The 24,130-nt window shown below is 45.9% G+C and carries 15 protein-coding genes; 5 read left to right on the forward strand and 10 right to left on the reverse strand.

The annotated features are described in order from the left end of the window. Window positions 1-196: 196 nt before the first annotated feature. Window positions 197-574 carry a hypothetical protein gene (locus MiSe_RS23320; protein WP_226585345.1) on the reverse strand — a complete coding sequence of 126 codons (378 nt, stop codon included), beginning with the start codon at window positions 572-574 and terminating at the stop codon, window positions 197-199. A gap of 178 nt (window positions 575-752) precedes the next feature. On the opposite strand from MiSe_RS23320, the gene MiSe_RS23325 reads away from it, so the two are divergent. Continuing rightward, window positions 753-2,183 carry a hypothetical protein gene (locus MiSe_RS23325; RefSeq protein WP_226585347.1) on the forward strand — a complete coding sequence of 477 codons (1,431 nt, stop codon included), beginning with the start codon at window positions 753-755 and terminating at the stop codon, window positions 2,181-2,183. On the opposite strand, the gene MiSe_RS23330 is transcribed toward MiSe_RS23325, so the two are convergent. The 3 genes from MiSe_RS23330 to MiSe_RS23340 form a co-directional block, all read right to left on the reverse strand. Continuing rightward, window positions 2,155-3,183 carry an adenylate/guanylate cyclase domain-containing protein gene (locus MiSe_RS23330; RefSeq protein ID WP_226585349.1) on the reverse strand — a complete coding sequence of 343 codons (1,029 nt, stop codon included), beginning with the start codon at window positions 3,181-3,183 and terminating at the stop codon, window positions 2,155-2,157. The two genes, MiSe_RS23325 and MiSe_RS23330, sit on opposite strands and share 29 nt — an antisense overlap. Window positions 3,184-3,311: 128 nt before the next feature. Further along, entirely contained in the window at window positions 3,312-5,345 is a 2,034-nt protein-coding gene (locus MiSe_RS23335; RefSeq protein ID WP_226585351.1) for a response regulator, read from the reverse strand. Between the two features lie 363 nt (window positions 5,346-5,708). After that, window positions 5,709-5,846 carry a hypothetical protein gene (locus MiSe_RS23340; protein ID WP_226585353.1) on the reverse strand — a complete coding sequence of 46 codons (138 nt, stop codon included), beginning with the start codon at window positions 5,844-5,846 and terminating at the stop codon, window positions 5,709-5,711. Between the two features lie 176 nt (window positions 5,847-6,022). Between MiSe_RS23340 and MiSe_RS23345 the strand changes: the two genes are divergently transcribed. Then, complete coding sequence (locus MiSe_RS23345) at window positions 6,023-7,513, forward strand: hypothetical protein (protein ID WP_307731514.1); 1,491 nt, start codon at window positions 6,023-6,025, stop codon at window positions 7,511-7,513. On the opposite strand, the gene MiSe_RS23350 is transcribed toward MiSe_RS23345, so the two are convergent. The 6 genes from MiSe_RS23350 to MiSe_RS23375 all read right to left on the reverse strand — a co-directional run bounded on the left by MiSe_RS23350 (window position 7,404) and on the right by MiSe_RS23375 (window position 16,912). After that, a complete protein-coding gene (locus tag MiSe_RS23350) occupies window positions 7,404-10,112 on the reverse strand; it encodes a response regulator (RefSeq protein ID WP_226585355.1) in 2,709 nt (902 codons plus the stop codon). The two genes, MiSe_RS23345 and MiSe_RS23350, sit on opposite strands and share 110 nt — an antisense overlap. Window positions 10,113-10,410: 298 nt before the next feature. Then, window positions 10,411-10,569: a hypothetical protein gene (locus MiSe_RS23355; RefSeq protein ID WP_226585357.1), complete on the reverse strand. Its 159-nt coding sequence runs from the start codon at window positions 10,567-10,569 to the stop codon at window positions 10,411-10,413. A gap of 298 nt (window positions 10,570-10,867) precedes the next feature. Next, window positions 10,868-12,208: an adenylate/guanylate cyclase domain-containing protein gene (locus MiSe_RS23360; RefSeq protein WP_226585360.1), complete on the reverse strand. Its 1,341-nt coding sequence runs from the start codon at window positions 12,206-12,208 to the stop codon at window positions 10,868-10,870. Then, a complete protein-coding gene (locus tag MiSe_RS23365; protein WP_226585362.1) occupies window positions 12,205-12,612 on the reverse strand; it encodes a response regulator in 408 nt (135 codons plus the stop codon). The genes MiSe_RS23360 and MiSe_RS23365 overlap by 4 nt, the downstream gene beginning before the upstream one ends. Continuing rightward, window positions 12,609-14,057 (reverse strand): hybrid sensor histidine kinase/response regulator, encoded by a 1,449-nt coding sequence (locus MiSe_RS23370; protein ID WP_226585364.1) that lies wholly within the window; start codon window positions 14,055-14,057, stop codon window positions 12,609-12,611. Before MiSe_RS23370 ends, MiSe_RS23365 begins: the two co-directional genes overlap by 4 nt. 11 nt (window positions 14,058-14,068) lie before the next feature. After that, window positions 14,069-16,912 (reverse strand): hybrid sensor histidine kinase/response regulator, encoded by a 2,844-nt coding sequence (locus tag MiSe_RS23375; protein WP_226585366.1) that lies wholly within the window; start codon window positions 16,910-16,912, stop codon window positions 14,069-14,071. Between the two features lie 407 nt (window positions 16,913-17,319). Between MiSe_RS23375 and uraH the strand changes: the two genes are divergently transcribed. From uraH to MiSe_RS23390, 3 genes are all read left to right on the forward strand, one after another. Then, window positions 17,320-17,856: a hydroxyisourate hydrolase gene (uraH, locus tag MiSe_RS23380; RefSeq protein WP_226585369.1), complete on the forward strand. Its 537-nt coding sequence runs from the start codon at window positions 17,320-17,322 to the stop codon at window positions 17,854-17,856. Between the two features lie 769 nt (window positions 17,857-18,625). Beyond that, complete coding sequence (locus MiSe_RS23385) at window positions 18,626-23,584, forward strand: PAS domain S-box protein (protein ID WP_226585371.1); 4,959 nt, start codon at window positions 18,626-18,628, stop codon at window positions 23,582-23,584. 69 nt (window positions 23,585-23,653) lie between these two features. Next, entirely contained in the window at window positions 23,654-23,815 is a 162-nt protein-coding gene (locus MiSe_RS23390) for a hypothetical protein (RefSeq protein WP_226585373.1), read from the forward strand. Window positions 23,816-24,130: the final 315 nt, after the last annotated feature.

A 24,130-nucleotide genomic window follows, 5' to 3' on the forward strand; every position in this document is an offset into this window, starting at 1 on the left:
GGCACGGCATCGCCATAGGGTGGAACGGGTGAGAGATTTGACGACCCGATTGGCAATTGAAAAGTAACAATTTTTACTCATGGTGGTGGTACGAGGGTTTCCGGAGATGGGGGAGAGACTGGAAATCAATTTTCCGACTTTTCCGACTTTTCCGACTTTTCCGACTTTTCCTACCTGCCTTTGAGCATCCTAGCAACTAGACTAGAATCGATACCAACCTAGAGAGCAAGTCGATACTGGTCGAATCTGCTATCTTTGACAGCAACTTGACGCGATCGCACCCTGCTAAAAAGGCGGGCAACTTCACCCGATAAGCATGAGGACCCTCGGCAATTGCAAAAGCTATCTGGGATTGGTTATAGTATGCCCAAGGAGCTGAATGCTGACTATAAAAGGATTGGACTAGCGCGGATTTTCTCCTTACCAACCTTTTCTCAGGCCATATTGGCAAAAATTCTCGCCCGGTTTGAGGTACGGTATAAATACGCTTGGGAAAGCGCACGAGGAACAGGAAATTTGGAGAACTGGCGAAGTCTGGCACTCCAAAACCGCTGGTAAATAGCTTGAAGGGCACGCATCAACACATCTGGCAATATATATTCCGCTGCAAAAGTTTTTATGACAAGCTTGAGGCCGTCAACCGCTAAACTCTTCACCAACATAGATTCTGGCAGTGTTGTGGCCTCCTACTCCCTGTGGGGTGACCAACAGTATCCTAGAAAACAGGAGCGTATCAAGGGCGAGAGGTATTGATGGACATCGAACAGGCGTATCAAAAATGCACTGAGCGGCTAATGTGGGCTTGTGCGAGCTTACAGGCTAGGGTAGAGCCACGGGAACTGGCTCCGATCACGGATTTAATCGTTCAACCCATGACCGGGCCTTGGCGATTTTTTCACACCCCACAGCACATTTTCAAGGTCGGCGGCACAGAAGATGCGATTGAAGTCCTAGCCGCCTTGTTTCACGATCTGGTGTACGTGCAAGTCGATTGCAGCATTAATTTTCAACTGAGTTATTACATTACTCCTTATACGAAAGAAGTTAAAGGACAGCTGGTGATTCGCGAACCTTCCGACTTGCCTGCCGATCCGATGTTCGAGATGGTGGCATCGGTGTTTGGCTTTGTTCCGGGTCAAGTGCTGCAACCGTTCGCCGGACAAAACGAATTTTTGAGTGCGGTGGTAGCTGTCAAAGTGCTGGAGCGATTTTTGCAGCCAGAGCATCTGATTCAAATTGTCGCCGGAATCGAAGCCACCATCCCTTTCCGGTCAAGCTCAGAGGATGGCTTAGCGGTGAGCGATCGCTTGTTTCAACGCTTGCAAGTAACCTGTGACAAATTTAACCTCAACCTGAGCGAAGAAGAACTGTTTGAAGCTGTCAAAAAAGCCGTGCGCGTCAGCAACCGAGATGTCGCCAGTTTCGCCCATCCCAATCCTGCCCATTTTTTAGCGAATACTTGGAATTTATTACCCGAAACCAATCACAATCTGATCAATTGTTCTTACACGGTGCGCGATTACCGCCTAGCCTTGCAAAAGATGGAAGGCTTTATGAATTTCCTGCGCCCAGAGGTAATTTTCCGTCAGTATAGAGGCGAACCGAGCGATCGCGCGTTCAAATTGTGGGATAGCACTGCTAGGAAAAACTTGGAAATTGCCAAGCTTTACTTGGGGAGCAAACTCGTTGCGATCGCCTTCATCGAAGCACTTTCTTCCAGTATTGGCCCGGACGTTCCCCTGGTAATCATGATGGGCAACATGCCCAATGGTAATTGTGATAGCCCGCGTTTGGAAAATTTTATTCCCGTTGTGGCGAACGCCTATCAACCCAAAAATGACCTGGAACGGGAAGTGATGAATTTATTAGAAAAGGGACGCGCTAAGAGTGCTAAGTACGATCTGGAACACTCTCCCTTAGCGACCTTTATGGTTAAATCTATGGGATTTGAAGAAATGCGCTGTCAGTGCAGTCGCGCCAAAGCATTTTTTAAACAAGAACTAACTGCTATTGATTTTATTTCCGAGTTCGATCCTACAGTCGCCAAAGTTCTAATCGACGGAGTTGTCAAGCTGTTTGAGAGTCACAAAAGTGCCATCAGCCGCATGTCGTGGGTCAAGAATCGCATTTTGTGGGAGAGTTGCCTCAACTCGTCTAATTCCGACTCATCAGCCAATAAGTAGTCATTTCCCCCTGACCTTTAACCGCGATCGCACCTCGTTTCGCTAACACATACTGATGCCGCAACCGTTCGTAAGTAGCCCTTGTTACTTGAATGCGTCCGGGTTCTCCCTGAGACTCCATGCGAGAAGCGAGATTGACAGCATTTCCCCACACATCGTAAGCAAATTTTTGGGTGCCAATGACAGCGCCTACCACTGGCCCGCCGGTGTTGATACCGATCCGCAACGCCAGAGGTTCGCCATTGGGCCATGTGAAGCGCGCGATCGCTTGTTGCATATCCAGCGCCATTTCGGCGATCGCAAGGGCATGGTCTTCTCGCATGACGGGAATTCCCCCTGCCAAAAAATAAGAATCCCCAATCGTTCTAATTTTTTCCACTCCATGTTGTTGCGCTAGCGCATCAAAGGTAGAAAAAACCAAGTTCAACAGATCGACAACATCCCCAGGAGGCATGGCGCTGGACATGGGAGTAAAGCGGACAATATCGGCAAACAGAAACGTAGCTTGCTCAAATTGTATCGGCGTCGCCTTTTGTGTTTGTTTCAACTCTTCAACGATAGCTTGCGGCAAAATATTTAATAACAAATTCTCCGACTTTTGTTGCTCTTTTCTCAGGGCATTTTGCAAAGCTTGAATCTGCAATTGATTGGCAACGCGGGCTAAAACCTCTTCATCATGAAACGGCTTTGTGATATAATCCACCCCGCCGACATTGAAGGCTTTGACCTTATCCCAAACTTCATCAAGGGCGCTGATAAAAATTACGGGAATATGCTTAGTTTGGTCGTCGGATTTCAGATGTTCGCACACCTCGTAGCCGTTCATATGCGGCATATTGATGTCGAGTAAAATCAAATCCGGCGGATCGGTTTTGACCGACATCAATGCCATCTGTCCGTTTCGCGCTTTACCAACTTCATACCCCCGAGCGGTGAGGATCGTTGCCAACAGGCGGATATTGTCTGGTATATCATCAACGATGAGAATGTTTTCTAGCATTTTTTCATTTCAGATTTGAATCATTTAGTAGGGTGCTCTCTTTGATAGCATAACGCACCATCCCACCATATTAGATGCGTCAGCCGGGGTGCTAAAAACCACAACGTAACCTTCCACAGATACGGCTGCTATGTTTTTAGAATTAACGCTGGTTGTTTAGCTGCAACGGCTTGGATTAAATCTATGACTTTGTCGAACAGAAAATCATTAGCCCAATTAGTTAAGGTTTTGGCTAGAGGGGCGTGGATTTTAGGAATTTGTTCGCATAGCTGGATAATATCGCGATCGCGGCATTTGAGCGCTGCTTTATTGAGTTTTTCTACCCACTCAACGGGCATTTGGGATAAGTGAAAATCAAGCGAGCGCTCAGAAGCATTTAATTCATCCTGAGTTGGCTCATCTTGCTCCTGAACTGCCGAATCTTCATAGAGATATTGCACCCCTAAACATTCGGCAATTTTTTCCAAAAGTCCCTCTTGGCGGAAAGGCTTGCTGATAACGTCATCGCACCCCGCTGATAAAATAGCTTTGCGCTCTTCCTCAAACGCGCTGGCAGTTAAAGCAATAATAGTTGTTTCCTGACCTTTGAAATGGGCTTTAATCTGTTTGGTGGCTTCATACCCATTCATCACCGGCATGTGCATATCCATAAAAATTAGGTGTGGCGAGAAACTCGACCACAGGTGAAACCCTTGTAGACCATTTTCGGCTTCGCGGACAACAAACCCTAGCGATGTCAGCAACCTCACCAACAGCAAACGGCTTTCCCAGCTATCATCAACCACCAAAATGCGATATTGTGGCTGGTTCGGTGCTAAACCTATCACTTTGCGAGTTGCTTGAAGATGAGAAATGTCAGAGCTTTGAGTTAGCTTAACTAAGATATCAAAGCTAAAAATTGACTTCTCACCAGGAGTACTTTTAACTTGAATTTCTCCCCCCATCATTTGCACGTATTTTTGGCTAATTGCTAAACCTAATCCCGTCCCTTGTCCCGATTTTCGACCTGTTTCTGTTTGGACAAAGGCAGCAAATAATTGCTCTATTTCTGCGGGAAACATGCCGAGTCCGGTGTCCTCGACGCTAAACCAAAGTCTTAGATGAGAAGAATGCAGAGGGGAATTTGGATGTACATTCTCCTCTGCTCCCCTGCTCCCCTGCTCCTCTGCTCCCCTGCTCCCCTGCTCCCCTGCTCCCCTGCTCCCCTGCTCCCCTGATGTTTGCACTCGCAAAGTCACGCTGCCTTTTTCGGTAAACTTGATGGCATTTCCTACCAGGTTAATCAAGACTTGACGTAATTTCCGCTCGTCGGTTTGCAGGTATTGAGGTACGTCTGATGCCCGTTCAAAAATTAGCTGTAAGTTTTTGGATGAGGCTTTCAGTTGCAGCATCTCGTGCAGATTATCCAGCAAGCGGTACAAGTCAAAGCTCCTCTGGTAAAATGTAGTTCTGCAAGCCTCTATTTTGGACATTTCCAGAACATCGTTGATTAATTCCAGCAGATGCTCGCCAGCGCTGTTAATAATACCCAAATATTCCTGCTGTTCTGCCGATAAAGATGAGCTGCGTTTCATCACTTGGCTAAAGCCGAGAATGGCATTGAGAGGCGTCCGCAGTTCGTGACTCATGTTGGCTAAAAATTCACTTTTAGCTCTGTTAGCGGCATCAGCAGATTCTTTTGCCAGGGCAAATAGCTGGGATTTAGCCAGTAGCAAAACTTGCATATCCAGTAACCGCCATTGGCTATTTTCCCCGGCTATGACTATCGGTTCGTAGGCTAGGGATGGGGGACGCTGCAAGGCGATTTCAACTGCCTTGTCGATGGGGCAATCTCCGCTCAACACCAGGCACTTTGCCAGGCGGATTTCTACATCTGGAATCGCCTTAAATTCTGCGCCGATCATGTTCAACATCACCTGAATCGGGCGTTTGAGGAAAAGCTCTGACCCATAGGGACGACTGAGCCATTCAAAAAATCTTGCCCTCGAGATCATGCCCACTATTTTATTATTATTGGCAGTAATCATGATCCCTGGTAATTCTGGCTGCCGCTGGAGTGATTTTGCTACCACTTGCCCAACGGTTTTTAAGTCTACCTTACACTCATGGCTGGGAAGATCTGCCAGAGTTGAATTCAACGTAAGATTATCGAGTTTTTCCACGATCGCTATTCACACTTTTTGGCTAGGGTGTACTCAACATTATTTGGTTGATGCGTTTCCCTGACCTGAGACTCAGTAATAATACTTCAGTATTATTACTGATGTCGTATCTGTTGTTTGGAACCATTCCTTCTATCATAATTCACTCTCAAAGGAATTTCTAGGTTTGGTATATAATACGCCTAAAGTTAAAATATATAAGTTTTTGTTAACGATTAGTTAATTTTTACTTAACAATAGCATTAACAAATTTTAATGATGAATTGAGGCGGCAAAGGAGAAAATAAAGTTAGGATACATATACTTGACGCGGTCAAAGATAGTGCTAATGGCTAATTGCTAATGGCGATCTTGATATCTCTGCTAGTCTTGTCTTGGCAAGCGAACTGTCAGGAAAGTGTGGGTGCGAACGATCGCTAAATGGGATATTAACTGCTGACATAGCTGCGTGAGAGTGAGGGGGAAAAGATAAATCAACTTTCCCCATGCTGGAAATACCATTTTCCGTAGATAAAGCTACATATCCGTTGATTCGGCTCGCTTTCACCCTAGGATATGCAGCCTAACTGAGGGAAATAGGTCTAAATGTAAGTTAAATACAAGTTAAGCGCTCAATCGCTTACATATATATGAACTTTGTGATGTATCTGACGAAAACGAGATTTGGAGCAAGTTCAGTGCGAGAGGGTTTGATGGATAGCGCCCAGGCACATCAAAAATGTTTAGAAAAGCTGATCTGGGCAATGGGTCGCCTAGAGGTAGAAGTCGCGTTGACTCAACTTTACACGATTGCCGACCTGATTGTTCAACCGATGACGGGTTACTGGCGATATTTTCATACGCCGCAGCACGTGATTGAAGTGGGCGGGAATGAAGATGGGATTGAAGTTTTGGCGGCTTTGTTTCACGATTTGGTGTACGTGCAGGTCGATTGCAGCATTAACTTTAACCTGAGTTATTACATTACGCCGTTCATTAAGCAGGAAAGGGAAAAGCTACGAATTCGCGAAACTTTTCAATTGCCTGCTGATGCCACGTTTGAGATGGTAGCGTGTGTGTTCGGGTTTGTTCCAGGGCAGGTGCTAGATCCGTTTGCGGGAGAAAACGAATTTCTGAGTGCGCTGGTGGCAACAAAAGTTTTAGAGCCATTTTTCTCACTTTCTCGACTGATGGAGATTGCGGCGTGTGTGGAAGCGACGATTCCGTTTCGGACTAAATCAAAAGAGGGATTAACGGCAAGCGATCGCCTCTACCAACGCTTGCTTTTAACCAATCATCGGTTTAACCTGGGTTTGAGCTTGCTTGCCATCGAGCAAATCGTCAAGCGCGCCCAGCGCGTAGGGAACCGGGATGTCAGCGGTTTTGCTCATCCGAGTTCGGCGTATTTTTTGGCGAATACCTGGAACTTATTACCGGAAACCAATCATAACTTTATCAGCCGTTCGTACACGGTGCGCGAGTACCGAATGGCGCTGCAAAAGATGGAAAGTTTCATGAATTTTCTGCAACCTGAAGCGATATTTAATCAATTTCGGGGAGAACCAGACGATCTCACCTACTCGCGTTTGCAGAACGGTGCCAGGAGAAATATCGAAATTGCGCGGCTTTATTTGGGGAGCAAACTGGTTTCGATCGCGCTGATGGAATCGCTTGCTTTTAGCTTGGGATTTGATGTTTCCCTAGCTACTCTAATGGGGGAATTGCCTTACCACGATTATCGGGGCGTGCGCTTGGAAACTTTTCTGCCTAAAGTTGTCGATGCTTATCATCCCAAAAACGATTTGGAATCGGAAGTCTTGGATTTATTAGAAAACGGAAGAGCCAACAGCGCAACTGCCGATTTAAAAGATTCACCTTTGGCGGCGTTTATAGTCAAATCAATCGGATTTGAGTATCTGCAAGAACAAAGCGCGAGAGCGAAAGAGTTTTTTAAAGGAAATCTTTCCGCAGTTGATTTTATTTCTAGCTTTGATGGGACTGTAACGCGACCTGTGGTAGACGCACTGTTAAAGTTATTTGAAAATCGCAAATCTGCCATCAACCGTTATTATCAGGGGATTATTTCTGATGCAAAACCCAAACGCCAGACCAATTCTGAGGCAGACATACCCCCATCAACTCATGCACCCGCTCTAGATACAACCCAGCCGTCTTATCCTCAGGATTAACCTGCAACACGCGCTTAAAACACGCTTGTGCAGCGGTAAATTCTTGCTGTTGATAATGTTTTAAACCCCGGGCAAAATCAGGCAGAGTTTGCCACTTTAAATCTCGGAATAAATCGGGTTCGGCATCGAGAACTTCATAGATAGAAATGGGTGCTTGTCTGCCTTTAACGACTACCTTGTCCAGAAAGCGGATTTGGTATTGCTCTGGGTGACTTAAATGGGTCAAGACATTTTCCGAAATTACCAAAGAAACGCCATAAAACTTGGTCAAACTTTCTAATCGAGATGCCAAATTAACTTCATCAGAAAAAGCATCTCCCTGCATTCGGGCTATTTCCCCCACAATTCCCACCATCATGTGACCGAAATTTATCCCCACTCCCACTTGGAGCGGTGGATATCCACTGGCGATGCGCTGGATATTGTATTTTTGCACTTGTTGCAATTTGGCAATACCCGATTTGACTGCATCGTCAGCGCCATTAGGAAACACAGCCATCATTCCATCGCCCAAATATTTAACAATCAAGCCGTTATGCTCTCTAATTTTGGGACTCACCTGGCGCATATAGGCATTGACAAAGTCAAAATTTTCTTGGGGCGTCATGGTTTCCGAAAGCGCGGTAAACGAGCGAATATCGCTAAACATTACCGCCATTTCTTTGCTGACGTGATTGCCTAAGTTGACATCGACGATGCTTTCTTTTTGCAAAAATTCTAGAAAAGTATGGGGAAAAAATCGCCCGTAGGCATGGTTGGTTTTTGATAGTTGAATGTGAAACTTAATTCGGGTGAGGAGTTCATCTCTGGAAAAAGGTTTAGTTAAATAATCATTGGCTCCGAATTGAAACCCGGTCACTAGATCGGATATTTGATTTTTAGCGGTCAACATAACGACGGGTAACTCGTGTGCCGGATATTTTTGCCGCAGTTTGGCACATACTTGATAACCAGACATCCGGGGCATCATAATATCGAGAACGATCAAGTCAAATTCTTGCCCGCTTTGGAGGATGGAAAGCGCTTGCTCTCCATTTAAAGCTTGGATTACCTGGTAGCCTTCTAAGGAAAGGTGATTGTTTAAAACTTGGAGATTGATCGGGTCATCATCAACAATTAGAATTCTGAATTGTTCCGAATTTGGGTGGGAATCGGTAATGGGTGAATAGGAGGATAGTTGGTTGGATTGCCGATATAAACTTGGGTTGATACATGGTATTTTCTCCTTGTCTACCACCTTTGAGGGCAATTCGGTATGAGATTTTGGAGTCTGTAGGGGAACAAGACAGTGCGCCCCAAGATAGGGGGGTAAAAGGGTGCATTCCGTGCAGGTGCAACAAGGGACGTTTGTACTCAGTTTCTGAGATGAAACAGGCAAGGTAAAAGTGAAGCGGGAACCGATGCCAAGTTGAGATTCAACCCATATTTTACCGCCGTGCAATTCTACCAGCTGCTTGGTGAGGGCTAAACCCAATCCCGTGCCGCCGTATTGGCGGACAATCGAACCATCGCCTTGTTCAAACGGATCGAAGATGCTTTCGATGCGATCGCTTGCAATACCAATGCCGGTATCGGAAACGGTAATGGCGATTTGTTTGGCTAATTGGTAATTGCTAATTGCTAATTGTTCTCGCTCGCCAATTACCAATGACCCATTACCCATTACCAAAGCTGCTGAAACTTCTATCTTGCCTGCGTCGGTAAACTTAATCGCATTTCCGATCAGATTATAAAGAATCTGTTGCAGGCGGTTTTCATCTGCATCAACAAGGGGTAAGTCGGCAGGAACGGCGTTGATAAATTGCAAGTTTTTGTTGACCGCTACAGCTTGACTGACAGTCAGGACAACCTGAACAATTCCTTGCACTTCCACGCTGCGAACTTGCAGGTCTAGTTTTTGCTGTTTCAGTTTAGAAAAGTCGAGAATATCGTTAACTAATTGGCTGAGTCGGCGGGCGCTACCAGCAATCATTAGCAGATTTTGCTGCTGTATTTCTGATAGAGAACCCGCCGCACCGTCTAGCATCGATTCAGCGATACCGATGATGCCATTGAGAGGCGTTCGCAGTTCGTGGGAAGTGTTGGCTAAAAATTCATCTTTGACTTTGTCAAGGCGCTGTAATTGGGCATTTTGGGCTTCCAGGGTAGAAAAAGATGCTCGCAATTGACCTGCCATGACGCTGAAGGATTTGGCAAGTTGCCCGATTTCGTCGCTGCGATTGAGATTAACAGTTTGTTCCCATTTTCCTTTGGCAATTGCTTTCGCTGATGCGTTCAAATTCAGAATCGGTTTGACAATCCACCGGGCTGTCAAAATACAAATAACGGTTGAGATAATTAAAGCGACAATACACAGCAAAATCGTGGTGCGATTGTTGGCGTTAATTTGCGCCATTAAATCCAATTCAGAAATATCGCCGATCTCGCCGTGTAAGTGACTGGCAAGGTCTTGGACGGCTTTTTGTCCGTTTCTGAAGGAAAGATACCCGACGATACTCACAGCAGCAAAGATTTGCAGCACAAACGGTACGGTCAGGACTAGGCGCAGCGGTACGTTTCCAGAAATTTTGGCAAAGCGGTGCAAGGATCTGATTGACATAGGGGCAATCTAGATCTAGATGGTTGTTATTTCAAAAAGCTGGTAGGGAAAACTTAAAAACTTTACACTTGCACCCCCTACACTATATTTACCAGTAAACATATGTAAAGTCTTCAGTAAAAATACCTAAGCATGAATGCTTATTGTCTCCGGGGAAAGATCCCGTTGACACGAGTATATCGGAAGCTAACTTCGTTATACAGCTTACAGTAGAAATACTGTTAGGGGGTCAGACCCCCGCAACCCAGGTAAGAGTGATATCGTGTGGGATTGCATCGGTATTGTAAATTTGGGAATTTTACAGCGACTCCAGGTGCTGCAATATACACAAGGGATGAGAACAAACTTGGTCAGGACTGGGAGAAACCGGGTTTCGACCCAGAAACCCGGTTTCTTTGGGTAAGGTGGCATGGGTGCGATCGCTCATTAGTGCTATCTGCGCTGCGAATAATATCATGTCCAGTAGCAACGGTTGTGTAACTGCTAATAACCCAAGTTGCTAGTTATAACTATCGTGGGTTGCACAGCAGAAGCTAATCGCCAGCTTGCTAATTGCTGATGGGAATATTTTTCGGTTCTACCATTAGCCATTAGCTATTAGCCATTAGCCTGTCTTGGGCCCTAAAAAGATAACTAGCAACTTGCGTTACTAGCTAATCGCTAATGGCTCAATCAGGAAAAATACTATATTACCAATTAGCAATTAACAATTAGCCATCCATACACTACCGATACCTAAGGACATGATATAACTCCTACAATCGGATAGTTTTAATTAAATGCTGTTGAAATCGTTCCAGATAAAATTGAGCGACTGTATCTCTGTTATTAATCTGCAAACACTCCTTAAACAATTGTTCTGCTTTTGTGTAAAAACCTCCATAAAAGAGGCAAACTGCCTGTTCAAACATCGATTTTGTGGTTGATTTTCCCTGTTTAACTGACTCATAATCCCCATCAAAGACTTCAAAAACTGCTACAGATTTTGACTTACCCTTAACATTGACTCGCTCGAGCAAGCGCATACTATAATTTTGGTGGTTTGGCAAGCGATACCAAGTTTCGTGAGAGATCAATAGCGATGCTTGATAAGTTTTTGTCAGGGTTTCGAGACGAGAAGCTAAGTTCACCGTATCCCCAATCGCCGTACTATCAATTCTGCTGTGTCCCCCGATCGTACCCAACATTAACGATCCGGTATGGATGCCAATACCAATTTTAATGGGCAAAGCGCCAGATTTTGCGCGTTTCTCGTTGAACTCGGCGAGATTTTGCAACATGGCAATTCCCGCTTTAACCGCATCATCTGCTCCACCGCTAAAGAGTGCCATAATCCCATCGCCAATATATTTATCAATAAACCCATGATTTTCCATAATGGCTGGTTCCATGTAAGCTAGAAAAGAATTAATAAAATTAAAATTTTCCTGGCAACTCATGCCTTCAGATAGGGTAGTAAATTCGCGAATATCTGCAAATAGCACTGACATTTCCCGCTGTCCGCCATCGCCTAATTGCACATCGACAATTCTTTCTTTATCTAAAAGCTTGATAAATTCACGCGGCACAAAGCGATAGACAGCTTTGTTGATTTGAGAGAGTTCTTCTATCAGGATTTCTTGTGAGCGAGTTAATCGAGCCAACTCTTGATTCATGCGATATAAATTTGCATTTTTTTCTGCTATTTTTGTCTCTTGAATGTAACTATTTACTGCTTCTTTTACTGTCAATTTAAAGTCTTGCCTATGCCAGGGTTTGGCTATATAACGATATAATTTTGCCCGTTCTATCGCCCTTCCCACTGCCGCTAAATCTGCTTGCCCACTCAGCATGATTTTCAGGGTGTTCGGGGAAAGATTATGGATGCGTTCGAGCAATTCATCTCCCTTCATATTGGGCATGATGTAGTCGGAAATGACGACGGCAATTTCCTGCTGGTTTTCTAATGCTTCTCTGACAATTTCTAAAGCTTCTTCTCCACTTTCAGCGATTTCGATCGTGTATTCGCTTCCAAACGCATTTTTTAGCTCAATTCCCAGGCTATCTAGGATAGTTTTTTCATCATCTACGCAGATAATAATAGGTTGATTCATCATTGCTCCAACGCTGATTTAATGGTTTCAATCAGTAGGCGATCGCTCCAAGGTTTGGAAACACAATCATGCAGATTGGCATATTTTTTGGCTCGCTCGATGGCTGATTTATCGGCTTGTCCGGTAATCATAATTTTAACTATTTGGGGATATTTTTTATGAAGATCGATTAAAAATTCGTCTCCTTTCATTCCTGGCATTAACCAATCGGAGATAATCGCGACTACTGGCATGGTTTCCCAATCTATATCTGCGAGGATTTCCATTGCCTCATCAGGACTTTCAGCAATTTCATAGAAGTAAGTATCCCCCAGACCATTTCGCAGTGTTATTCGCAAGCTTTGTAAAACGTTTACCTCATCATCAACGCATAAAATGACAGGCTTAGGCGAGTTTTTTTTGTTCATAAAGCCTCTGCCTCTAGGGGCAAGGATATAGTAAATGTGGTTTGACCTGGCACAGATTCTACCTCAATTTTTCCTCGATGTTTATCAATAATTTTTTGGACAATATCTAATCCCAGACCGCTGCCTTCACCGGGTGGTTTGGTAGTGAAGAAAGGTTGAAATATTTTCGGCATAATCTCAGGAGGAATGCCTTTACCGCTGTCGGTGAAGCTGGCTTTGATATATCCGTCTTGCTGCTTGACTTCAATGGTTAAAGTCCCGCGATAGTCCATTGCTTGCAAAGCATTGTGAATGATGTTTGTCCAGACTTGATTGAGTTCGTCGGGGTAACACGAGATAGAGGGTAAGCAATCCTGATAGTTTTTGAGCGTGGTTATATTCTGTTTTAGTTGATTGCTATAAAGCGTTAAAATGGTGTCGATTCCCTCCGTAATATCTACGTTTATTTTGTGCCCCGTGTTGTCATAACGAGCGTAATTTTTCAGAGCAAAAACAACTTTCCTTGCCCTTTCTGCGGCAGTAGTGATGCTTCTGATACTGGTTTGAACGTTGGCGAATTGATAGGCAGTTTCTAAAATATATTCGCTCTCAGTAGCTTTTAATAGCGGCACAAATGGTTCGATATCTTTAATGCCTATTACCGCTAATAAACTTGCCAAGTCTGAGGCGTTTTCAATTTCGCACGCTTCGAGTTGCGCCGCTAATGAGTTTCTCAGCTTGCGTTCTTCTCTGCTGGTTAAAGTTTGATTCTTTTGACTTATATTTTTCAGTAAATCTATAAAATACTGCTGATGAGATGGGGATAGTTCTTGCAGAAATTGGGGGAAATTGAGCAAGCGATCGCTCCAAAATATTGCAATGTTTCTCACCGAGGATGTAATCGCGCCCAAGGGGTTATTGATTTCGTGAGCAATGCCAGCAATCAGTTGTCCTAAAGCTGCCATTTTTGCCGATTGAATCAATTCTTCTTGTGTGCTTTTTAGTTGTTGCAATGTTGAGTCTAGTTCGACATTTTTGGCAGCCAACTCTTCGTTTTTAGCCGCCAGACTCTTGTGGGCCGAAACTAAGGCCAAGTGGGTTTCTACCCTTGCCAAAACTTCTTCAACTTGAAAGGGTTTGGTGATGTAGTCTACTCCACCAACGGCAAAAGCTTTGACTTTATCCCATACTTCATTAACTGCACTGAGAAAAATTACTGGAATTTTTTTAGTTTTGTCATCGGCTTTTAGCTTGGCGCAGACTTCATAGCCATCCATTTCCGGCATCAGAATGTCGAGTAAAATTAGATCGGGAGGATTTAATTGGGCGGCTGATATAGCTAACTTACCATGAGGAACGGGGCGAGTTTGATATCCTTTTTCGTTTAAGACTCCCACCAACAAGCGCAAGTTTTCTGGTGTATCGTCAACGATTAAAATATTACCCTTGGAGTTGTTGCTTGGCATGGAATTGTACGTTACTTAATTAACTGTAAAATCTTGTCGTATTCAAAATTGTCGATACACTGGGCGAGCGCATCAGCTAGTCCTCCATTGTGCGAGCGGATTTGCTCGACTTGGTTAGCAATTAAAACCAAGTCAACACTGAGTATAGCGTGTTTCAAATCGGCTACCAATTCTGGCGGTAATGCGGCTATAGCAGCGCTAGTGAGCAATCGCCCTTCACCTTTGGCGGCAGATGTTTGATGGGAATTTGAGTTGTCATAAACGTATAGCACTCCGATATGTTTGTGCATCATTTCAAAAATATCGGCTTCCCGGAAGGGTTTGCGCATAAAATCATCGCACCCTGCTGAAAGCACAACCGCTCTTTCTTCTTCTAAAACGCTGGCAGTTAAGGCAATAACTGCGGTAGCCTGACCTTTAGTAGTAGCTTTGATTTGTTTAATCGCTTCATAACCATCCATCACCGGCATTCTCAAATCCATCCAAATTAAGTGGGGTTCCCATTCATCCCAGATGGCGATCGCTTCCATCCCGTTGCTAGCTTCTTTGAGTTCAAATCCCAAGGGATTGAGCATTTGTACTAATAGTTTGCGGTTGATCGGTTTATCATCGACAATTAAAATCCGATAGGGTTGATTCGGTTCGAGCGCTATAACCTGCCGGGTGGGTTTTTTGCTGTCAATTTCAACCGGATCGGCGATGCTAGCTTGAATGTCGAATTTGAAGGTTGTACCCTTTCCAACTGTCGAATTCACTGTTATATCGCCGCCCATTAATTGCACAAATTTGCGGCTGATTGGTAATCCTAAACCCGTGCCTTCTTGCGCTTCTTTACCTGTTTCAGTTTGCGCGAAGGCTTCAAACAGCCTGTCTAATTCTGCTGCGGCAATACCCATTCCTGTATCTTCGATTTCAAAAGCAATAACTAATTTTTCCCTGTTAATAGTTGGCTGTTTGCCGATAAATTTACTCGCAGCAACTGTTGCGGGTTTAACTTGACCGCGCAAGTAAGCGGCAAGTTTCCTGTCAGCTGCTTGCATTTGTGTCGCCAAACTTTCTTCTGACTCTTGAATCCGTTTCACCAGTTCGACTCTGACTGAAACCCCTCCCTCTTCAGTAAATTTAATCCCGTTGTTAATCAGGTTGATTAAAACTTGCCGCAACTTGACTTGATCTGTGCGGATGTAGCGCGGCACTTCCGGTGCATAATCCACTAATAACTGCAATTTTTTATCGTCCGCTTTGAGCCGAAACATATCTTCGATATCTGTGAGCAAGCGGTAGAGGTCGAAGTTTTTTTCGTTGAGGGTGGTACGTCCCGATTCGATTTTTGATAAATCCAGTACGTTGTTAATTAACCCCAATAAATGTTCCCCACTCCGGGCAATAATCCCCACATTTTCTTGGTTTTCTTTAGATAAACTTTGGCTGCGTATCATCAGTTGGGAAAATCCGAGGATTGCGTTGAGAGGTGTCCGCAATTCGTGACTCATATTCGCTAAAAAAGCGCTTTTGGCTTCGTTGGCAACTTCGGCTTTTTCTTTAGCAATTGCTAACTCTGCTGTACGTTCTTCTACTTTTTGTTCTAAGTTTTCAAAGGATTCTTGTAATTGTTTCGCCATTTTATTAAATGACTTGGCTAATTGTCCCACTTCATCTTCCCGGTCAAACTCAACGGTTTTATCCCATTGACCTTCAGCGAGTGAGCGAGCAACGGTGTTGAGTCGCACTACCGGGTTGGCAACCCATTGGGCGGTGAAAATACCAATGATAATCGCGATAATTAGAGCCACAATAGTCAGTAAAATAGTCGTGCGGGTGTTGGCATCGATCTGTGCTGTGAAGTCGGATTGGGGAACAATGACTACAATCAACCAATCTAAGTCAAAAGTCTTTTTGAGCGAGGTAACGTAAAGGAATTTTTGCTCGCCATTGAGACTGACTTCTAATAGTTGACTGTCTTGATTTTGATTGGGCAACAGATTTGATAAATACTTTGCTGCTCTGATAGAAGGATTATCGCTCTCGCTGGCTTTAATCCGTTCAAACTGCTTTCCTTTAACTAAGTATACTGGAGCAGAACTTGATGTACTTACAAGATCGCCAGAGTTTTCCATGATGAAAACTTGTCCTGTCTTACCTATTTTCAAAGTTTGCAGAAATTCATTGACATAGACAAGGAGAAACGAACTGCTCAAAACTCCTTCAAGCTGTCTGGATTTGTTGTAGTAAGGTTGCACGGCACTGATAATCAAACTTTCACCAACAATATCAGCAAATATTGGTTTCCAAGTGTGCTTTCCAGCTTTGAGCGCCGCCTTATACCAGGGTCTTTTACGCGGCTCGAAATTAGGAATAGAATTCTTTATGTCAGGCTCGCCTTTGCTATTTCTCGTAAAGTAAATCTGGGCATAATTCGTGGTAGCGTCACTATACTTTAATAGCACTTCATTGCCTTTAAACCGCCTAATTCCATAAGTTTCGCCTTGTGCTGTGCCAAACACGGTCAATGTTAAAAGGGGAAACGATGGGAATTGTTTGAGAAAATATTGCTCTCGTTTTGAAACATTTCTGATGTCTAATGCCCCAGTATCTAAGGCATTGGCATTCAGTTGATTGCTTAATTTAGGAACGGATAAATATACATCAAGGCGATCTTTAACCCGCTCGCTCACCTCGCTCATCAATCCCTCGGCAAGTTGATTAACTGCTTGTTGTCCGTTCTTAAAGGAAAGATATCCCACCATTCCCACTGTCGCAACGATTTGCAGCACGAACGGTACTGTCAGGACTGTTCGCAGGGAGACTTTGCGAGCTGATTTGGCGACCTGATAGTTAAGCTGTTTGATCAACATGATTGCACGAGCTTTTGTTAAAAATTACTTCGCGCTCAGGCGAACAACGCACCCAGACCGGCTAAAATTTGGACAGCACGACGTTTGGTTACCTCGCTGGCAACACTTTCTTGCACCAACTACCGAAATCCGCCAACACCGTATACCCCGAGCAAACCTTTTCTGTGACCTTTTCTGTGAATTTTACACTACTTTAACCACACCACCTATTGATTATTCCATATTTTTGCCTAAAAAAGAGGAAGACTTAGGCGCATATTCCCCGTTTCTCCGAAAAATAGTTGGTTTGGGAATCAGCGATATGCCTCCCTTCCGCACTCGCGTTCGAAGGTCGAAACCGGGTTTCTTTTCTCGTCGTGCGTAGGTTCTGTTCTATCCCAATTTATTCAAGTGAGGAGCATTTAATTATGAACCGCAGAAACTTTCTGTTTGCAGGACTGTCCCTGGGTGCGTTGGCGGCGATTCCATTGCGGACTTTGGCGCAGGGGAAACCAAACGCGATTCGCCCAAAGGGCGTTCGCGCAAGCGTGCGGTCGGCATATCCGCTTCGCCAAATCGCACAAGGAGAAAGCCAGAACCACGTAACAACCCACGTGCTGGATATGATGAGGGGGAAATCTGGGCAGGGAATGCGGATTGATTTTTCCGTTTTAGAAGGCGATCGCTATCGGTTAATCAAAACATTTATTACCAACGAAAATGGACGCACAGATGAGCCAATGTTAAGCGGCAATGCAATCGCAGTTGGACGCTACGAAATGATGTTTTACATTGCCGATTACTATAAAAAGCTGGGAGTACAACTCCCCGATCCGCCTTTCTTCGACAAAGTTCCCGTCCGTTTCGCCATCTTTGATGCAACCCAAAGCTACCACGTGCCTTTAATTTGCACCCCTTGGACTTACTCAACCTATCGCGGCAGTTCAGGTAGTCCTAAAAAATAAGTTGGTGATAACGCAAGTTGCTAGTTATCTTTTTAGGGCCCAAGACAGGCTAATGGCTAATGGCTAATGGCTAATGGCTCATGGCTAATGGCTCATGGCTCATGGCTCATGGCTCATGGCTAATGGCTAATAGCTAATGGCTCATGGCTCATGGCTCATGGCTCATGGCTCATGGCTCATGGCTCATGGCTCATGGCTCATGGCTCATGGCTCATGGCTAATGGCTAATGGCTGATGGCTCATGTGATATTTTAAGATCGATCCCCTATTAGCAATTAGCAATTAGCAATTAGCAATTTAGCAAGCCACGATAGTTATAACTGGCAACTTGAGTCAATAGAAACCCGGTTTTTGCAAAAAACCGGGTTTCTGAAACTGATAAATTAACGAAATCACTTGCGGTAGTGTCATAATGCCGTACTCTGCACGAAGATCGCACCCTACATATATTGAGATTTTGCACCTGTGGCATTAGCCCGCCAGGGAATAAATTCCCCGGCGGGCTATGATATTCGTGGAAGATCTGAATATAAAAACTTTGCGTAAGTCGTGAAATTATCAAAATAGCAAGCTCATCCCTAACTTCACCAGTGGCAGATCGCTGTTGGCTTGATAGGGCAGTTGTTGGCAAAATTATTTAGAATTTTGATGACGATCGCTGTTTCACTCAGACCCCTTGGAATTAGCGCGGCTTCGTGCTGCAAAAGTGTTATAGGTGAAACTGTCATGGCATCAGCAATTCTCAGGAATGCGAAACAGGAGGAACCGAGTGTCTGAGTTAGCCCGCAATTGGGAATGCGATCCATCTGAGTCTGCAACGACTTTTCGGGCAGATGGTATGGTGCTTCAATTTGCCGATGGCGCAATCGCTGCCTGCAATGCTGTAGCTGCCGAGATTCTGGGCTACACCGCCGACCAATTAATTGGCAAGGCGTTGTTCGATTCGCCCCGGCAATTCATTCATCTGGATGGATCGGCTTTTTTGCCAGAGGAGAATCCAGCGCTAGTGGCGCTGCGAAGTGGACAACCCTGCTCAAATGTGACTATCGGCTTCTATCGCCAAGATGGTGAGTTGGTGTGGCTGCTGCTTGATGCACAGCCGTTGTTTCGCGCCAATGAATCTGCACCCTATGCAGTTGTGACGACAATTGCTAGACCTGTTGAGAAAACAACCTCAAGGGCAGGTAGGATGCCCACCCCACAAGAGTTTTTGCAGAAGTCTACTGATGTCACCGCACAAAATCGTCAGGACTTCGCTCGCTCCGCACAACAAGACACAATGCAGACAACCGAAGCCAATCTGCGGTTGTTTATTAAATATGCCCCTGTCTGTATCGCTATGTTTGACCGCAACATGAATTATGTTGCCCTCAGTCAGCGGTGGGTGGAAATTTACCAACTTGAGTCAGTTGAGGCGGTTTTGGGGCGATCGCATTACGAAGTCTTTCCCCAAATAAGCGATCGCTGGCGACAAGCTCATCAGCGAGGTTTGGCAGGGGAAATTCAACAATGCGAGGAAGATAGCTTTACCCTCGCAGATGGATCGCTGCAATGGTTGCGGTGGGAAATTCGTCCTTGGCACGCCGAGGGCGGCGATATTGGCGGAATTGTCATCTTTGTTGCGGATATTAGCGATCGCAAACGCACAGAAGTTGCCCAACGCCAAAGCGAGGAACGCTATCGCGCTTTGATAGAATTATCGCCCCAAATCGTTTTTATCAGCGATCCAGATGGCTCGATTATCTATTGCAACCAGTGGGGATTGGAATTCACCGGGCGAAGTCTACAAGAGTTGCAAGGTGATGGTTGGGTAGATTTGGTTCGCCCAGACGCTCGCGATCGCGTCTATACGACTTGGCAAACCGCAACAAAACAAGTTTCTGACTACGAGATTGAAATTCCATTCCGTCGCGCTGACGGGGTTTACCGCTGGATCTACACCCGCGCTTTACCCGTGCGGGATAATAACGGCAAGATCGATTACTGGATCGGCGTCGCCCTGGATATCAGCGATCGCAAACAAATCGAGCAAGAACTGCAACAAACTAACCAAACCTTAAGAACGCTAATCGAATCATCGCCTTTGCCGATTGTCGCGCTCGAGGCGAACGCCACTGTCCGGATGTGGAACAAAGCTGCAACCGAGGTCTTTGGCTGGAGTGAAGCCGAGGTGTTGAATCGCCCTATTCCAATTGTGCCGCCCGATCAACTTGATGAATGCCAGCAGCTAAGAGCAGCGGTGGCGAATGGGGAAACCCTTTTTGGTATGGAAACCTACCGCCGCAAACAAGATGGCTCAGAATTAATTGTCAGCATTTCGGCTGCTCCAGTTTATGGCAATAGTGGCAGCATCGATGAAATTATGCTGATTTTCCAGGATATCAGCCCTCGCAAACAAATCGAAGCCGCGCTGCGGGAAAGCGAACATCGGTATCGCACATTGTTCGAGACGATGGATCAAGGTTTCTGCGTCTGCGAAATGCTGTTTTCCGAAAACGGCGAACCGATTGATTACCGTTTCCTCGAAGTCAATCACGTATTTGAACAAATGACGGGACTTGAGCAAGCGATGGGCAAAACGGCGCGCCAACTCGTGCCCAATTTAGAAGCGTTTTGGTTTGAAACTTACGGCAGAGTCGCCCTGACGGGGGAACCCGCGCGGTTTGAGAATCAATCCACAGCGATGAATCGGTGGTTCGATGTCAGCGCCTTCCGCATCGGCGATCCCCAAAGTCACAAGTTTGCCATTCTGTTTACTAACATTAGCGATCGCAAACAGACCGAACAAAGCTGGCGCGAATCAGAGGAGCGTTTGCGATTGGGGATGCAAGTGGCGGGTTTTGCCCTTGCCAAATTCGATTACGCCTCGAATACAGTCGAGCTTTCCAAGGAAGCAGCCGCTGTATACGGTTTACCAGCTGGGGAATTAGTCGTGCCGCGATCGCGCATCCACGCCACATTTCATCCAGAAGAACGGGAAGAATTGCTGGAAATTATCGCGCAGGTGCTAGATCCGTCAGGTACCGGTTGGTTTAGTCGCGATCATCGCGTAGTTTGGGGAAACGGCGAAGTGAGATGGCTTACCGTTCGCAAACAAGTCTTCTTCGATCGTGCAAGTAGAGACGTTACATGTAACGTCTCTACTGCCCGTCGTAACGTCTCTACTGCCCGTCGTAACGTCTCTACTGCCCGTCCTACCCATGCAATTCTGGCAGCGATTGACATTAGCGATCGCAAGCAAGCAGAACTGGCATTAGCTGAAAGCGAATCTCGCTTCCGTACCCTGGCAGACAACATCGCCCAGCTTGCCTGGATGACAGACTCTAACGGCTGGATCTTTTGGTATAATCAGCGCTGGTTTGAATACACCGGCACGACTTTAGAAGAAATGCAGGGATGGGGATGGCAAAAGGTACACCACCCCGACCATATAGAGCGCGTCGTCGAGCATTTCCGCCACTGCCTGAAAATCGGCGAACCCTGGGAAGATACATTTCCTTTGCTGGGTAAAGACGGGACTTATCGCTGGTTCCTCTCCCGCGCGATTCCGATTCGAGACGAGCAGGGTAACGTCGTGCGCTGGTTTGGCACCAATACAGATATTAGCGATCGCAAACAAGCAGAAATTGCCCTACAGCAAAGCGAAGAACGGTTGCGACTGGCGCTTAATGCTGCCCATCAGGGATTGTATGACCTGAATATCCAAACCGGAGAGGCGATCGTCAGTCCCGAATATGCTCAGATGTTGGGCTACGATCCCCAAGAGTTTCACGAAACGAATGCCTTTTGGCTCGAGCGCCTGCATCCCGACGATCGGGAACGAGTCAGCTCTGTATACCAAGAGTACATCACAGGCAGACGCGACCAGTACCAAGTGGAATTCCGGCAACGCACAAAATCGGGAGATTGGAAATGGATACTTTCCATCGGCAGCATCGTTGCTTGGGATGGAGATGGTAATCCGCTGCGGATGCTGGGGATACACGCAGATATTAGCGATCGCAAACAAGCCGAACTGGAGCGAGAATATCTCCTGGCTCGCGAACGACACTATAGCGAGCAATTGCAAGGATTGACGGCGGCGGCGCTAGCAATCAATTCGGCGCTTTCGGTGGAAGAAGTGTTGCAAGCGATCGCAGATCGAGCAGCTGCGATCGTTGGTAGTCACCAATCTGTCACTAGCATCATTGTTAACAATAACTGGGAACAAGCAATCAACGCCGTTTACCTGTCCGATAAATATGCACAGTGGCGAGACTATGATGCCAAGACAGATGGATCTGGAATTTATACCTGCGTATGTCACTTAAATCGCCCGATGCGAATGACGCAAGCCGAACTCGAAACCCATCCCCATTGGCAAGGCTTTGGCAAAGAAGCACTGAACCATCCTCCCATGCGCGGCTGGCTGGCAGCACCTTTGGTAGGGCGAGACGGACACAACATCGGCTTGATTCAGCTTTCAGACAAATATGAAGGTGATTTTACTGAAACCGACGAAGCCGTAGTGGTGCAATTAGCGCAGATGGCATCGATCGCAGTGGAAAATGTGCGGTTATACGAAGCCGAACAGCAAGCGCGGGAAGAAGCACAAACCGCGAACCGCCTCAAAGACGAGTTTTTAGCAGTGCTGTCTCACGAGTTGCGTAGTCCCCTCAACCCGATCTTAGGTTGGACTAAACTATTGCAAACTCGCAAACTCAATCCCGAACGCACAGTCGAAGCCTTAACCACCATCGAACGCAATGCCAAACTGCAAGCTCAACTAATCGAAGACTTGCTCGATATCTCTCGGATTATGCGGGGCAAACTAACGCTAAATTCGGCTCCTGTGAGTTTACCCTTTGTAATTTACAGCGCCCTCGAAACAGTTCGCCTCGCAGCGGAAGCAAAAAATATTCAATTCAATCTGGCACTTGACTCAACAGTCGGTGAGGTGTTGGGAGATGCGGGACGATTGCAACAAGTGGTGTGGAATCTGCTTTCAAACGCGGTTAAATTCACACCTGCTGGCGGACAGGTCACAATTCGCCTAACTCAAGTTGATACTGATGCTCAAATTCAAATAATTGATACGGGTAAAGGCATCAATCCCAAATTCTTGCCTTACGTATTCGAGTATTTCCGGCAAGAAGATGGCTCCACCACGCGCAAATTTGGCGGGTTAGGATTGGGACTAGCGATCGCGCGTCAAATTGTGGAAATGCACGGCGGGAGGATTTCGGCAGATAGTCCAGGTGTTGGATTTGGCGCCACTTTTACCGTTAAGTTGCCTACTGTTAATGGTAAATTGAAACCTGCTGCCTCGCGAGCGATCGCCGCATCATCCCCAAGCGCGCCAAAAACTCCACTGACTGGAATGCGAATATTGGTTGTTGATGATACTGCCGATACGCGAGAGTTTCTCACATTCTTGTTGGAAGAGAATGGTGCGATCGTCTTGGCAGTCAGTTCAGCCACAGAAGCCTTGCAGACATTCGGAGAATTCCAGCCTGACATTATTCTCAGCGATATTGGGATGCCAGAAATGGACGGTTATGAATTAATGCGATCAATTCGGAGGTTAGAAGCAGGCAGATCGATTCCGGCGATTGCCTTAACCGCGTATGCTGGAGAGATAGACCAGAAACAAGCGATCGCCGCAGGGTTTCAACGTCATGTAGCCAAACCGATCGATCCAGATCGGATTATTTCATACATTGTCGAGTTAGTGCAACAAAAGGAATAATTATTGTAGGGGCATATTGTAGGGGCACGGCAGCAATAAGCGCCCAAAACATGAAGGTTGTCTGCTGCCGTGCCCCTACCACCTACCAATGCAACCGGACATGATATTACAGCAGTTTTCCATGGGGTGCAACACAGTTATTGTTGTAGGGGCACCGCAGCAATCAGCGCCCAAAACATGAAGGTTGTCTGCTGCCGTGCCCCTACCACCTACCAATGCAACCGGACATGATATTACAGCAGTTTTCCATGGGTTGCAACACAGTTATTGTTGTAGGGGCACCGCAGCAATCAGCGCCCAAAACATGAAGGTTGTCTGCTGCCGTGCCCCTACCACCTACCAATGCAACCGGACATGATATTACAGCAGTTTTCCATGGGGTGCAACACAGTTATTGTTGTAGGGGCACGGCAGCAATAAGCGCCCAAAACATGAAGGTTGTCTGCTGCCGTGCCCCTACCACCTACCAATGCAACCGGACATGATATTACAGCAGTTTTCCATGGGTTGCAACACAGTTATTGTTGTAGGGGCACGGCAGCAATC

This window comes from Microseira wollei NIES-4236 (genome assembly GCF_020521235.1).
Taxonomy (GTDB): Bacteria; Cyanobacteriota; Cyanobacteriia; order Cyanobacteriales; family Aerosakkonemataceae; genus Microseira; species Microseira wollei.